This is a genomic window from Magnetococcales bacterium, from assembly GCA_015228815.1.
GTDB lineage: Bacteria > Pseudomonadota > Magnetococcia > Magnetococcales > UBA8363 > UBA8363.
Map to the genome: position 1 here is coordinate 14,766 of JADGCV010000044.1, position 14,676 is coordinate 29,441.

Consider the following 14,676-nt stretch of genomic DNA (forward strand, 5'->3'; position numbering starts at 1 on the left):
CATGATTCTTGAAGAATTGGCAAATGCCGGCATTCATGTGTACACGGTCGGGGGAGCGGTTCGTGACGGTCTCCTGGGGCTGCCCGTGACCGATCGGGACCGGGTGGTCCTGGGGGCGACGCCGGAGTTGATGGCGTCTTTGGGATTCAAACAGGTCGGAAGGGCGTTTCCGGTTTTTCTGCATCCGGTCACGGGCGAGGAGTATGCCCTGGCCCGCAGGGAGCGCAAAACGGGGCCGGGATATCGTGGCTTTGGCGTCGATTTCGGACCCGACGTGACCTTGAGGGAGGATCTGTTTCGGCGCGATCTTACGGTCAACGCCATGGCCATGGATGCATCGGGGCGGATCATCGATCCGTTTTCGGGGAGGGACGATCTGGAACGGCGGATCTTGCGCCATGTTTCCTCTGCCTTCGCCGAGGATCCGTTGCGGGTCCTGAGGGTGGCGCGTTTTCAGGCTCGTCTGCATCATTTGGGCTTTTCGATCGCCCCGGAAACCATGGCGCTGATGGGCCGGATTTCCGGTGGTGGGGAATTGGCGACCCTTTCGGCGGAGCGCGTCTGGCAGGAAACGGAAAATGCGCTCGGGACGCCCCATCCGGAGATGTTTTTTCTGGTCTTGCAACGGTGCGGCGCCCTTGAACCCCTTTTCCCGGAGTTGGCGAGCCTGATCGATCAAACCCAGCCCGTCCAGTATCATCCGGAGGGGGATGCCTGGCAACATACTTTGGAGGTGTTGGCCCAGGCAAGCCGGCTGTCCGCCGATCCCCTGGTTCGTTTTGCCGCCCTGACCCATGATCTGGGCAAGGGGGAGACCCCCAGGAACCTGTTGCCTCATCATCATGGTCATGACCAGAGTGGCGTTTTGCGCATCGAAAAAATGGCCCGCCGGTTGTGCATTCCCGTCCGTTTCCGTTTTCTGGCCATGCAGACGGCCCGTTTTCACATGGTGATCCATCGTTTACCCGAATTGCGACCCCGCACCATTCTCAAAATTCTCGAATCGATGCACGCCTTTCATGAAACAGAAAGTCTCAATCGAATGTTGATCGTCTGTCAGGCGGATCGGTGGCGGCGGACGGGGAAGCATGTGACTCGGGATGAGGCCATGGCCCTGCTTTTGGCCTGTCTCGACGCGGCCCGTTCGTGCAAGGCGGTCGCGTTGCGCGACCAGGGGTTGAGCGGTTCCGCCCTGGGCCGGGCTTTGTTGCAGAAAAGAATCCAGGCCATCAAGAACGTCCTTGCCTCAGTCCTGCGCGACCGGGACAAGGGGCGGGGGGGCGAACGTCATTTTCCGCCGACGGATCAGTTCCTGGGCGCCTCGGGAACGGAGTTGGGGACCGGTGTTGTCCGGTGCATCTCCTGATTGGGACCGGGGATGAATTGAACGGGAATGGGCCAGAGCCTCTGGGCTGTCACCAGCAATCCTACCGCGGTCAGAAGCATCGCCCCCATTTTGATGACCATTCTCAGTTCAAGTTCTTTCAGCCTGGTTTCCATCTTGATATCGAGTTCCTTGGATCGGGTTTCGGTTTTGGTATCGAGTTCCTTGAATCGGGTATCCGTCTGGCTCTCCAGTTCCTTGAAGCGGGTCGCGACCCTGGCTTCGAGTTCCTTGGATCGGGTTTCGGCCTTGGTGTCGAATTCCCTGAATTGGATCGCTGTCTGGCTTTCCAGTTCCTTGAATCGGGTATCCGTCTGGCTTTCAAGCTCTTTGAAGCGGGTTGCGACCCTGGCTTCGAGTTCTTTGGATCGGGTTTCGGCCTTGGTGTCGAATTCCCTGAATTGGATCGCTGTCTGGCTTTCCAGTTCCTTGAATCGGGTATCCGTCTGGCTTTCAAGCTCTTTGAAGCGGGTTGCGACCCTGGCTTCGAGTTCCCTGGATCGGGCTTCGGCTTTGACGTCGAATTCCCTGAATTGGATCGCTGTCTGGCTTTCCAGTTCCTTGAATCGGGTCACTGTCTGGCTTTCCAGTTCCTTGAACCGGGCTTCGGCTTTGATGTCGAATTCCCTGAATTGGGTCTCGGTCTTGGTATCAAGTTCCTTGAATTGGGTCGCAGTCTGGCTGTCGAGTTCCTTGAATCGGGTCGCAGTCTGGCTGTCGAGTTCCTTGAACCGGGTCTCGGTCCTGGTGTCCATTTCCTTGAGGTCACGTTGCAGGTCCGAGCGGATTTTCTCGAGGTCCCTTTTCAGGTCGGCGACATCCCTTTTGGTGGCTAAACGATCCTCCACCAGGTTGACCAGGGCTTCCGCCTGGACCTCCGCCTGCCGTTCCTCCACCCCCGCTTCCCGAAGTTTCTTGACGTAAGCGTGGGTATCGAATGCGATCGTGTTTCCCATGATGTTTTTTTTCCTCCCTGGGCGATTCTACCCCATGAGATCCGACAACGTCCATTCCATCTGTTTGCCTTGTTGGGGTAGATTTCTCCACAATGGATGGATTGTCCTCGAATTTTCCAGGAGGATGTCCGATGGCGACAACGGGTGGAGAACGGGATGCGTGCCGGTGGAAAGAATCGATTGCTTTTGAGCAGGCGCCTGGGACCGCTGTTTGCGACTCAGTTTCTCGGGGCCCTCAACGACAATGTCTACAAAAACGCTCTGGTGATGCTCATCACCTACCGGATGGCGGATGCGGCGGGGATGGATGCCCGTATTCTGGTCAGCCTGGCGGGTGGATTGTTCATTCTTCCATTTTTCCTTTTTTCGGCCCTTGCGGGACAGTTGGCCGACAGATCGGAAAAATCTCGATTGATCCGGTGGATCAAACTGGCGGAAATCGTGATCATGTCGCTGGGGGTCGTCGGGTTCGTCCGCAACGATCCCTGGATGCTTCTGGGAATTCTGTTTCTGATGGGGGCGCAGTCCGCCTTTTTCGGACCGGTCAAATACGCCATCCTTCCCGATCATCTGTCCCGTGACGAACTGATCGCGGGCAATGCTTTTGTCGAGGCGGGAACCTTCCTGGCGATTCTTCTCGGGACCATCGCCAGCGGACTGGTGGTCCTGCGCGATCATGGGGTTGAAATCATCATGGGCGCCATCGTGGCCCTTGCCGTGGCCGGGTGGTATTTCAGCCGTTACATTCCCAAAGCCCCGGCCCCGGCGCCGACACTGGTGATCGATGCCCATTTTTTTCGCGGTACCGCCGCGATTCTCCGGCAGACCTCCGAACGGCGGGAGGTGTTTCTCGCCATTTTGGGCATTTCCTGGTTCTGGCTGGTCGGCGCAACCTATCTGACACAGTTTCCCACCTTCGCCAAGGACATCATCGGCGGCAACGAGGAGATCGTGGTCCTGTTCCTGACGGTCTTCTCCGTGGGGATCGGTCTGGGATCCCTGATGTGCAACCGCCTCCTGAAGGGAAAGGTAAGTGCCCGGTATGTCCCCCTGGGGGCGCTGGGAATGGCCCTGTTTTCCATCGACCTGGTGACCGCAAGCCGGGGGGTGGTCGCCGGGGATACCCTCATCGGGGTGATCGCGTTTCTCGACCATCCGGTCCATTGGCGCATCCTGTTGGATCTTCTGGGAATGGCCATTGCCGCGGGGATCTATATCGTTCCCCTCTACGCCATCATGCAAACCGGGGGCGCGGAAGAAAATCGTTCGCGGATCATCGCCGGAAACAATATCATGAATGCCCTGTTCATGGTGATCTCGGCGGTTGCGACCATTGGGCTTCTGTCGCTGGGATTTTCCATTCCCGGGATTTTTCTGGTCATGGCGATCGCCAATCTTCTGGTCGCTTTCCACATTTGCCGGCTGTTGCCCGAGGCGTTAATCAAGACGCTCCTGGCCCGGTTGTTCGGCGTGCTCTACCGGGTCCAATGCGAGGGGTGGCACCATTGGGAGTCGGTCGGTCCGCGGGCGGTCGTGGTGGTCAATCATGTTTCGTTTCTCGACGCGGCGCTGCTTGCGACCTATCTGCCGGCGACCCCGATCTTTGCCATCCATTCCCGTATGGCCCTGCGCTGGTGGGTGCGTCCGTTCCTGCGTCTGATCGATACCTTCCCTCTGGACCCAACCAGTCCCTTCGCCATCAAATCGTTGGCCAGAAAGGTGCGCGAGGGACGGCACTGCGTCATCTTCCCCGAGGGACGCATCACCGTCACCGGCGCCTTGATGAAGATCTACGAAGGGCCGGGGTTGATCGCCGATCGCGCCGATGCCCAACTGGTTCCCATCCGTATCGATGGCGCCCAGTATACCCCTTTTTCCCGCCTCCGCGGCAAAGTGCGCCTCCGCTGGTTTCCCCGGATCACCCTGACCATGCTTCCGCCACGACGTTTCGAAATCGATGATGCCGTCAAGGGACGCGGACGGCGGCAGATGCTTGGGCAACAGTTGTATGACCTCCTGAGCGCAATGGTCTTTGCCACCAGTCGTTGGCAACAAACTCTGGATGCCGCTCTGCTGGAGGCGAGACGGATCCATGGTGGTGGCTTCGAGGTGTTGGAGGACATTCAACGCCAACCGATGACCTATGATCGCCTGATCACCGCCAGCCGGGTTCTGGGGCGGCGTCTGCGCCATTTTGGCGAACCGGGCGGGGTGGTGGGGTTGTTGTTGCCCAATGCCGTGGCCTCGGTCGTGGCGTTCTTCGGTCTCCATGTCGCTGGACGGGTGCCGGCGATGCTCAATTTTTCCACGGGTCTGGGCACCATGCGTCATGCCTGTGCCGCAGCCCGGATTCCGGTTGTCGTGACCTCGCGCCGCTTCGTCGCCATGGCGCACCTTGAATCGGTGATCGATGGATTGGCGGCAACGGTCGAGATCGTTTATCTGGAAGATGTCGTCGCGGCCCTGGGGGTGTCGGACCGGGTGTTGGGGTGGCTTCGCGGGCGGTGGGACCTCTGGATGGGGCGGGAGCGGGGCGATCATGAGGCAGCGGCGGTCATTCTGTTCACCTCCGGATCGGAAGGGGTTCCCAAGGGGGTGGTCCTCGGTCATGGCAATCTGCTGGCCAACTGCCGGCAACTGAGCGCCCGCGTCGATTACAATCCGACCGACATCGTGTTCAATGCCCTGCCCATTTTTCACTCTTTCGGTCTTACGGGGGGGATGCTTCTGCCGGTCCTCTCGGGAATCAAATCATTTCTCTATCCATCGCCGCTGCACTACCGCATTGTCCCGGAAATGGTCTACGACTGTAACGCCACCATCCTCTTCGGCACCGATACGTTCCTCAAGGGGTATGCCCGCGTTTCCAATCCTTATGACTATTACAGTGTCCGTTATGTTTTCGCCGGGGCCGAGAAGGTCAAGGAGGATACCCGAAGGCTCTGGATGGAGCGGTTTGGCCTGCGGATCTTCGAAGGATATGGCGCTACCGAAACCGCTCCGGCCCTGGCGATCAATACCGCCATGCACTACCAATCGGATACGGTGGGACGGTTTCTTCCGGGAATTCATTTCCGCATCGAACCGGTTCCCGGCATCGAGGAGGGTGGGCGGCTCTTGGTGTCGGGTCCCAATGTGATGAAAGGGTATCTGCGCGTCGAACGACCTGGACAGTTGGAACCCCCTCCCGATGGCTGGTACGATACCGGCGACATCGTGACGGTCGATGCCGCGGGGTATGTCCGCATCCTCGGGCGGGCCAAACGGTTTGCCAAACTGGCGGGGGAAATGGTTTCCCTGGTGGCGGTGGAAGGGCATGCCGCCTCTTTGTGGCCGGGTCATCTTCACGCTGTCGTTGCGGTGGCGGATGCGAAAAAAGGGGAACAACTGGTCCTGATGACCGATTGTCCCACGGCCAACAGAAACGATTGGCTCGTGGATGCCCGGAAAAAGGGGGTGACCGAATTGATGATCCCAAGACGAATTGTGATCGTTTCCTCGGTTCCGATATTGGGGACGGGTAAATTCGATTATGTCGCCATCGGGCAACAGGTAGCCGGCATGGCCGATGGGGAATGAGGTTTTTTTCGCGAGCCCGATCTTCTCGCGGCGTTTGCGAAAAGACCGGGCTTTATCGCGGATGACAGGCTGCGATGTTCCGTGGAATCACTCGATTCCGACTTTTTTGGCGGCTTCCAGAAGCATTTCGTCGCCATGATCCGCACACCGTTTCATCAGGTTTTCGGCAAATTGCTCGAATCCTTTCCAGTTGAGAACGCCATCTCCCGATACACCACTGAGATAGCCATCGAGCCACATCAGAACGGCTCCGACATCCTCTTCGCTGGAATTGGCGACTTCTCCGATGAAGGCCGAACAGGTGAAACTGGAAAAATCGATGTTCTGGTTGGCGCTTTTTTTCCCCTTGGCAACAACGGGACCGGAAAAGGTCACAAGGAGGGTCACGGTCAGGAACAAGATGCCGATTGATTTTTTCAAGATGGTTTCTCCTATGGGAAGAACAGGGTGGTTGAAAATAAAGATGAGTTTTGACTACAGGCCGATGCGATGATCGGCTGGGGTCGAAGTGATCGTTGCGGCACTTTATGTACTTTACCCGGGACTGACCGCAAGGGATAATGCGGCGCACCATGTGCTTCCCATGGTTGCAATCGATTTTTTGGTTGCGACGTAGCCGACCTATGGTAGATTCCCGCGAGGAGACGATGCATCGTGGCATTTTGGGGCATCGTTTTACAATTCAATGCGGGTTCAATTTCATGGCTGGTCGAAGGCTGAAACACGACGTGCCGGCGAAGACGGTTTGGAATCCCTTAAGACGATGAACATTCAACATTCCCACCTTTTGCATGCCCTGACGCGACGATTCCGGGGCACCACCATTCTGGTCGCGGGTGATTTGATGCTCGACCGGTATCTTTGGGGGGAGGTATCGCGTATTTCCCCCGAGGCCCCGGTGCCGGTGGTCCGTTTGAACCGTGAAAGTGAAAGCGCCGGGGCTGCGGCCAACGTCGCGATGAATCTGGTGCGCCTGGGGCTGCAATGCCGTCTGGCCGGATTCATCGGCAATGATTCGGACGGCGAAAAACTGATCGAACTCATCACCGCCGCCGGAATCGACACCTCTGCCATCTGGACGCTTCCGACCCATCCTACGATCACCAAGACCCGAATCATTGGTGGACACCAGCAGATGCTGCGTCTGGATCTGGAAGATATCCGGCCTCCCGAGAAAAAAGACCGGGATGCCTTCATGAAACGTTTGATCGTCATCCTTGACACCTCGCCGGTTCCCGGAGCGGTGGTATTGTCGGATTATGGCAAGGGGGCCCTGGGCAGGGAGACCTGTCAGGCGATCATCCATGCGGCCCGTGAGCGTGGTCTGCCGGTGATCGTCGATCCCAAGGGGGTGGATTATTCCCGCTACCATGGCGCGACCACGCTGACGCCCAATCGGCGCGAACTGGCCGAGGCGGTTCCCTGGCCCTATGCCGACCTGTCGGGCCTGTTGGAAAAGGGAGAAAAAATGATTGCCTCCCTCGGGATCGACTTTCTTACGGTGACCTTGAGTGAACTGGGCATCGCCCTTCTGGAGAAGGAGTGTCATCCGCGGCGGATTCCCGCCATGGCGAAGGAGGTCTTCGATGTCTCGGGGGCAGGGGATACGGTGGTGGCGACGCTGGCGGCGGGGCTGGCCACGGGTTTGACACGCATGGAGGCGTTGCATCTGGCGAATCTGGCGGCGGGGGTCGTTGTCGGCAAGGTGGGAACGACCCCCATCTCCTACCCGGAACTGTTGGCTGCTCTTTCCTCCGATGCCACCATTGGCGATTCGGACAAGATCTGCGATCTCAACCGGGCGATCACCCGGGTTGCGGCCTGGAGGGAGTTGGGCAACAGGATCGTCTTCACCAATGGATGTTTTGATCTGCTTCATTCCGGACATGTCACCTATCTTGAAAAAGCCCGCCGTCTGGGCCAGCGTCTTGTGGTCGGCTTGAATACCGATCGGTCGGTGCGTCAACTCAAGGGACCGTCCCGTCCGGTCATCAATGAAAACGATCGCGCCCGGGTCCTGGCCGCCATGGCCTCCATCGACATGGTGGTCCTCTTCGACGAAGAAACGCCCGTCGAACTGATAAAAAAATTGAAACCCCATGTTCTGGCCAAGGGGGCCGATTATGCCCTGGAGGAGGTTGCGGGATACCGGGAAATCCAGGAATGGGGGGGGGAATGCACCCTGGTTCCCCTGGTCGAAGGGAAAAGTTCCAGCACAATCCTGGAGCACATCAAAACATCGGTTTGAAGGACCATGGGCATGATCATCGTGACCGGCGGAGCAGGATTCATCGGCGCCAACATCGTTGCCGCTCTCAATGAACGGGGGCGGACCCGGATTTTGATCGTGGACAATCTGGAGAAAAGCGATAAATTCCTGAATTTGCGCGATCTTGTTTTCCTTGACTACATGGACAAGCGCGAGTTCCGTGCTGCCCTGGACGACGGTCGTTTTGCCAGGGAGACCATCGAGGCCTTGTTCCATCAGGGGGCCTGTTCCGATACCATGGAATACGATGGCCGCTACATGATGGACAATAATTATAACTATTCCAAGGCATTGTTCCACTTTGCCATCGATCGGCGCATCCCATTCGTCTATGCCTCCTCCGCGGCGACCTATGGCGCGAGCGAACGGTTCGTGGAGCATCCCGATAATGAAAGGCCGCTCAATATCTATGGCTATTCCAAACTGATGTTTGACCGGTATGTCGGACAGCGTCTGGAGGGGGTGACCAGCACCGTGGTCGGACTGAGGTATTTCAACGTCTATGGTCCACGCGAGGGGCACAAGGGGCGCATGGCCTCGATGGTGCATCAACTGCATGCCATGATCCGGTCGTCGGGGCAGGCCCGTTTATTTTCCGGTTCGGGGGGGTACGGTGATGGGGAGCAGCGGCGGGATTTCATTCATGTCGCCGATGTCGCCCACATCAATCTGTCTCTGGCCGACCTGCCGGTTCCCGTGCGTGGGGTCTTCAACGTGGGGACCGGGTGCAGTCGCAGCTTCAACGATATTGTGACCTCACTCTACCGGGAGATGAATTGTCCGGTGCGTCCGACCCAATATGTACCCATGCCCGAGGGATTGGCTGCGAAATATCAAAATTTCACCCAGGCCGACATCTCCCGACTGAAGCAGATTCCCGGACTCGATTATCGACCGACCTCCCTGGAACAGGGCATTGCGACGTTTGTCCGTGCCAAGGAAGCGGGACTTTAGAAACGTAACCATTCAGCCTTTTCCCCCTTGATTTTCTTCTTCTTTTTGGAGAGGGGCAGGGGAGGGTTTTCCTTCATCTCGGCCCACACCCTATGGGAGAGAGACGGCAGGGGTTGTACGCGCCAACAGCATTTCGTCGGTTTCCTCGGCCAGGAGACTGGCCTCTGATTTGGAAAACGTGTGCTCATCGGAATTGGACAACCGATGCAGATAGGAGGAGACCCGTTGCAGCAACCGATTGACATCCTCATCGGTGCATTCGATTTTTTTCGGTTTCGTCTCGGTTGAAATGCCCCGAACCTTTTCCTTGAGGTCCTCAGTGCTGTAATGACGTTGGATCTCGATTCCCAAGCCCCCTTCGCGGCAGGAGGCAACCCGACAGTTCATGTCCACCAAAGTGTTGAACATGGTGAATAAAATGGTTCCGGTGCTTCCAGTAGGGATGTTTTTCAGATCCGTGTCGGATGTAAAGAAAACGCCACCGAAACCGATATCATCGGCAAAACCAGCAATTTCGCCAATTCCATCCAATACCAAAGTGGCGCTTTCGCGTGTACTGGCGCGCCAATGTTTGCGTTTCCCGGCAACGCGAATTCCTTCCGAAGCTTTGACTTGATTGTTCATGGATCATCCCTGGCAACAATGGTGGGCCATCGGCATCCCGGAGTTTAAGCCATCCTGGCCGTTTGTCAAAGTTTTCGACATATCCCCAGGCGAGGAGTGACTGCAATCCGGTGGAGCGATATTTGTTTTGTTTTCTTTCGGCTCTGCGTGCCGGATTTGATCGGGACTAAGACATGACCTTGGCGTTCGATGCTATGCCAGATTCAAGTATTGGTTTTGAGGTAAAACAACGCGGTTTTGGATGTGTGGGTCATCGAAGACAAAAGCCTTTCCTCAGTTCTTCCAACAGACTGTTGATTTCATTGACCGTTTCATCGGAAATATCTTCCTTGTCGTTTCCGAACTCGATGGAAACCTGAAAACGCATAGGAAGATTTAATTTTGCTTTGATATCCAATAGTTGCGGAATCATATCACCAAGATCTTGAATTTCGGATGGCTCCAGTTCGGTTTGGGCGATTCGGATTTTTGAACCGGTTTTTGGCGGTGCTTTTCCTGGATCAATGGCCGGTACGCCGCCTTTGGGCACATTCAGTTTGATCGATTTGGCCATTGGATAAGCGCACGGCCAAGATTCGGACAAATCATCCAGTTCAATAAGACGTGCGTTCAAGGCTGCCGTAATGACATCCTTGACTGTTTTCCATGGTAACGCATGTGATTCTCTCCGGGACAGGGTCATGGCGATTGTCAGCGCGGTTGCGCTTTCATTCTTCCAGGCATCGGGAAGATTCTCTGGGAGGATCTCTATGGCGGAAATGGGCGAAGGTGGGGCGCGCAAGACGGCCAGATAACCGAGAACTCCCTCGGGAACCGGTTCGGCCAAAATACTGGCCGGTTCGTTGATCAGCCATAAAGATCCATTTTCCACAGCCTCTTGAACGGCTTGATGGATCAATTCACTGTCGGCCTTGGGAATCACGACAGGTTCCTGATAGCCATCCTTTTGAACCTGTACCACGTTGTTGCCGTTGAAGTAGGCAATCATATTTTGCAACGTCGTTTCTTCGGCCTCCCACAGATTGGGCAAGGTGTTTGGCACCAACAGATCGGGAGCGATTTCCGCCAATTTGGCATACTGAGGAAGAACGAGTTCCAAGGCAGGATCGGCCAGGGTCGCATTGTCTGGACGAGAGCGCCACCAGGTCTGAAATGATCGGTCAGGTCGGGTCAGGCGCAAGACGAAGGTCCCCTGGACACATCCCTCTGTCAGTGTATCCAAAATGGCTTGTGCCTTCAGCATTTTTGGCAAATGGGGAAACTGGGCGAAGGCCCCGGACAGATCTTTGACCCTTCGACTGGTCTCGCCTTCCCTCCATAAATCATACGGACCATCGGGCAGCAGCGCCTCGGCGGTGATGGCCGACTCCTGGATGCGGGATCGGTTGTCGTTTTTGATGATATTGAAATGCGGAGCGTCGGCGACGATGATTTTGAATGCCTGAACGGTGTTCTGCTCGGAGACAGTCACCACGGTACACCAACCTTGGCGAATGGATTCCGCGATGCGCCCCTTGGATTGATCCAAATGGATGGTCAGGGTTCGCATGCGTGTCAGGTCCAGATTGCCGTCTTTTGTTTGTCCCTTCAGATCCAAACGTACCTGATCCCAGGCCAAATAATCGCGCACACGGCCCAGAGCGACATCGAAACCATTCCGGGAAGGGGCAAGCAGCAAAACAGCGTTACGATAGACGCGCGGCTTTTCCGGTCCTGTGGTTTCTTCCAGGAAACGCACTGCTTCTGGACCTGGTTTGTCAGGATCGGACAGAGCATTGGGTCCCAAAACGGCGTAGTGAAACTGTCCGTCGTCCTCAATATCCCGAGGCCGGGCGGGCAACGTGTGGACCCTGACCCCGGCAGCCGACGCGCCGAGGGTCAGATTTTTCACCCGTGAGATTTCATCCAAAAGCCGTGCCCGCACGACATCATCGGAGATTTTTTTGGCTGCAACGGCATGCATCTGGGTCAAATTGGGCCGATTACCCAGACGCCAGGTGCCGGGCATTTGACTGTCAACCAGTCCTGAATACTGGTCGTCCAGCCAAAAACTGACCTGGGCCCAACGAACAAGACCTTTTTCCAGTTCGATGCAATCAGGCCGGGTATCCCCCAGCAACACCAGCAGATCTCGTGCTTGAACATTCATGCCGATGGGTTGCGAGTGCAGAAAAACCGAGATGACCGCCTTTTCGATCTCCTGAAAGGACACACCCACGGAGTCCCGTTGAATGTCCTTTGCACGACTCAGTTCACCTTCCAGAATTCCGGTCCATGCCTGTTTCTGACCTTCGTGTTCTTCGGTATCGGCTACGGTAACCAGCTCCCGTAGTGCTTCCGAAAGTCCTTCTTTTCCAGGGGCGGTCATGAACACCCCTGGCCCCACCAAAGGTCCCTGGTCCCATTTTTCCGCCTCGCGCAGGCCCATGGCAAAGGTGCGCAATACACCGCGAGCCTTCTGAAAACGGTCCAGACTGGTCCATTTGGTATAAAAAACTTCGGTAAGATCCGGGTGAAAAGGGTAGCTTTTGAGGAATCGTTCCTCGGCCTCGGCGCCCTGGCGGGCCGTTTGCTCGTCCAGAGAAAAAATTCCCTTCAAGGCAGCTTGGACATGAGAACGGAACTTCCCTCGATCCTGAAGGGATTGGGGGGTAAAAAAACGGCGGCGCAGCACTTCCGCAACGTCTTCCTTGACCACGGGTTCCACGGCCTCTTCGCGTTGCCGTTGAAAGATATCGTATAACCCTCCTTGAAGTCGGCGACCAAAAGGATCGTTTTTTTTGGGATCGCTTGCCAGAAGCGATGCGACGATACAGCAACGATCCACCTTGGTGGCTGCCTGGGTGAGATATTGAAAAAAATTGATCATGCGGTCTTCCCATCGAGGATCCGCCGCCACCTTTTCCCGAACAAAGACCAAGACCTCGTCCAGCAAAACCAGGACACCCAATCCTTCCTTGACCGGCATTTCCAGAAGTTCGGTGAGCAGGTTTTCCGCCGGGGCGCTATCGCGTTCCGCATCCTTGCCATCCGCCTGGAGAAGCTTCAACCCTTCCGAACCCGCCAGTTGCCAGGCCAGAACACTCCAAGGTTGTTTCAAGACACGGGATTCCCCCTTGGGATCCAAAACAGTCATCCCCTTTTCCACGTCCAACTTGTCGAAACACAAACCTGCCACCCGTGCCCTGGGCAGTGGTTCGCCAATGGTTTCCTTGAACTCCGCTACGGCGGCCAGGTTGGGCAGACTGTCAGGATCGACCACCAGATGGCGCAGAGTGATCAGAGTGTGGGTTTTACCGCCGCCATAGGTCAGTTCCAATTGCCGAACCGCCTTGTCATTTCTCCCAGAGACGCGCAACACCACATCCCGCACCAGTTGGCGCAGGTTATAGGTGGGAAAGGTCAAGGCGAAAAACTGATTCGGATCCTCATAGATGGGCCGCTTGCCGCTTTGGATCAAAACCTCATAGAGATCGGCGGCGAACATATGCATGGGCAGTTCACCGGATCGCAGATCGTCCCGAAGTGTCAAAACCTGATGCCAGGGTTTCCATGGAAGTTTGGCCATTTTCATACCTTTATTTATCACTATTGATAATTAAAATAAAACCGTCTCTGGAAGTGTTGATTGCCGATCATCCACCACCCCCAATGCCCCGACATGGTTGCTCAGTCGCTCAAGAAGGGCGCGTTCTTCACTGCCCCGAGGGGAGAGTTCGATCAAGGATTGCAGCAACCGGCGAAACAATTCCTGGCGACGCAGCCCGTTATCATCCAGATATGCGTCCACTTTGCTGACATCGCCCCCCTTCCACAAGTGCATCAGGCAGTGAATCCGGTCGATGAGGGGAACGGGTTGACCTCTGGGGGCCTCGAATCCCAGGGAACGGTGTTTTCTCTGTTGCCAAGCACGCAAACGGATCTTGCCGCCGGAATCCGACGCATCTTCGTCCTCTTCATCCGCGTCGGGATCGTGTTCTTCCTGGTCTTCATCTTCATCGTCAGAGGAATTTTTTCCTCCCGTATGCGCCAGAAGTCGCCAGCCGGAGTCCAGTTCCCGGTCCGACAGGCCACAGGCAGTGGCGTAGAGGATACATGCGCCACTGGGGGCATCCTCCATGCCGAAGTCGTGGCGATGGAGCAGATAGTAGGAGGTGGGCGCATCCATGCGGTCGGCGGCGGCATCCTCCTGGCCGCCGGTCATCACCCGTCCCACCACAAAATCCACCACCATGCGGCGTACATGGGACAGGAACTCCCCAACGGCCATGATTTTTCCAGGGTCGTTGGCCACTTTCACCACGGGATGACGGCTGTACGCCTCCAGGGCTGGGCCGGTGGCCGCCCAAACGAAGTCCGGCCCGCGCAATCCGGCATCCCAAAATTCCCGAAGTCGAATACGTATTTTTTCCCGCATAGACTCCAACACCCGATTGTCCCATCCAGTCTTGGCCGTGGGAGGGCGTTTTTTGCAGACCATCCAGATCGAGGAAGCCAAGGCCGCAGAAGACATAGCACGCATACGATTTCCCATTTCTGTCTGAATGGGCCAACTTCCATTAACGATGAATCCGGCTTGGATGATGGCCGAGACCAACGTTTCCCAAGCGTTTGGATGTTTATGGGCAAAGACAACAACCAGTCTACCCGTTGGATTGAGTGCTTGATGGCACGCTTGAAAAGCCTTGGCCATCCCTTTTTCATAAGCTTTTTTAGAAACCCTGGCATCGTTACCGTAACGGCTGGAATCATCGATCAATTCTCCGTCGTCGGTCTCATGGTTCCATTTGGGTGACAATGGATGTTCAAACGCAGCATCCATTTCAGGAGAAAGTCCATGGAGTGAACGCCGAAGCCAAACATGGAAAAAATCCATCGCATCCGAATAGGGAATGGCATCGTAATAAGGC

9 protein-coding genes are annotated in these 14,676 nt (G+C 56.3%); 4 read left to right on the top strand and 5 right to left on the bottom strand.

The genetic code is table 11. From position 1 onward, the window contains the following. Positions 1 to 31 precede the first annotated feature (31 nt). The gene (locus HQL76_15165) at positions 32 to 1,366 is read left to right on the top strand and encodes a multifunctional CCA addition/repair protein (protein MBF0110506.1); all 1,335 of its coding nucleotides are present in this window, start codon (positions 32 to 34) and stop codon (positions 1,364 to 1,366) included. On the opposite strand, the gene HQL76_15170 is transcribed toward HQL76_15165, so the two are convergent. Then, positions 1,306 to 2,340 carry a hypothetical protein gene (locus HQL76_15170; GenBank protein ID MBF0110507.1) on the bottom strand — a complete coding sequence of 345 codons (1,035 nt, stop codon included), beginning with the start codon at positions 2,338 to 2,340 and terminating at the stop codon, positions 1,306 to 1,308. The two genes, HQL76_15165 and HQL76_15170, sit on opposite strands and share 61 nt — an antisense overlap. 156 nt (positions 2,341 to 2,496) lie before the next feature. On the opposite strand from HQL76_15170, the gene HQL76_15175 reads away from it, so the two are divergent. Next, entirely contained in the window at positions 2,497 to 5,919 is a 3,423-nt protein-coding gene (locus HQL76_15175) for an acyl-[ACP]--phospholipid O-acyltransferase (protein ID MBF0110508.1), read from the top strand. Between the two features lie 87 nt (positions 5,920 to 6,006). On the opposite strand, the gene HQL76_15180 is transcribed toward HQL76_15175, so the two are convergent. Further along, complete coding sequence (locus HQL76_15180; protein MBF0110509.1) at positions 6,007 to 6,327, bottom strand: hypothetical protein; 321 nt, start codon at positions 6,325 to 6,327, stop codon at positions 6,007 to 6,009. Between the two features lie 355 nt (positions 6,328 to 6,682). Here HQL76_15180 and rfaE1 point away from each other — a divergent pair, with 355 nt between their 5' ends. Together rfaE1 and rfaD are read left to right on the top strand one after the other, a co-directional pair. Next, complete coding sequence (gene rfaE1 / locus HQL76_15185; protein ID MBF0110510.1) at positions 6,683 to 8,167, top strand: D-glycero-beta-D-manno-heptose-7-phosphate kinase; 1,485 nt, start codon at positions 6,683 to 6,685, stop codon at positions 8,165 to 8,167. 12 nt (positions 8,168 to 8,179) lie between these two features. Then, positions 8,180 to 9,142, top strand: coding sequence for an ADP-glyceromanno-heptose 6-epimerase (rfaD, locus tag HQL76_15190; protein ID MBF0110511.1), 963 nt, complete (start codon positions 8,180 to 8,182; stop codon positions 9,140 to 9,142). Between the two features lie 90 nt (positions 9,143 to 9,232). Here rfaD and HQL76_15195 read toward each other — a convergent pair whose 3' ends face one another. The 3 genes from HQL76_15195 to HQL76_15205 form a co-directional block, all read right to left on the bottom strand. Beyond that, on the bottom strand, positions 9,233 to 9,766 hold the full coding sequence (locus HQL76_15195; protein MBF0110512.1) for a PilZ domain-containing protein: 534 nt from the start codon (positions 9,764 to 9,766) through the stop codon (positions 9,233 to 9,235). A gap of 250 nt (positions 9,767 to 10,016) precedes the next feature. Continuing rightward, the gene (locus tag HQL76_15200) at positions 10,017 to 13,334 is read right to left on the bottom strand and encodes an ATP-binding protein (GenBank protein ID MBF0110513.1); all 3,318 of its coding nucleotides are present in this window, start codon (positions 13,332 to 13,334) and stop codon (positions 10,017 to 10,019) included. A 30-nt stretch (positions 13,335 to 13,364) separates the two neighbouring features. Then, complete coding sequence (locus HQL76_15205) at positions 13,365 to 14,195, bottom strand: hypothetical protein (protein ID MBF0110514.1); 831 nt, start codon at positions 14,193 to 14,195, stop codon at positions 13,365 to 13,367. Positions 14,196 to 14,676 lie beyond the last annotated feature (481 nt).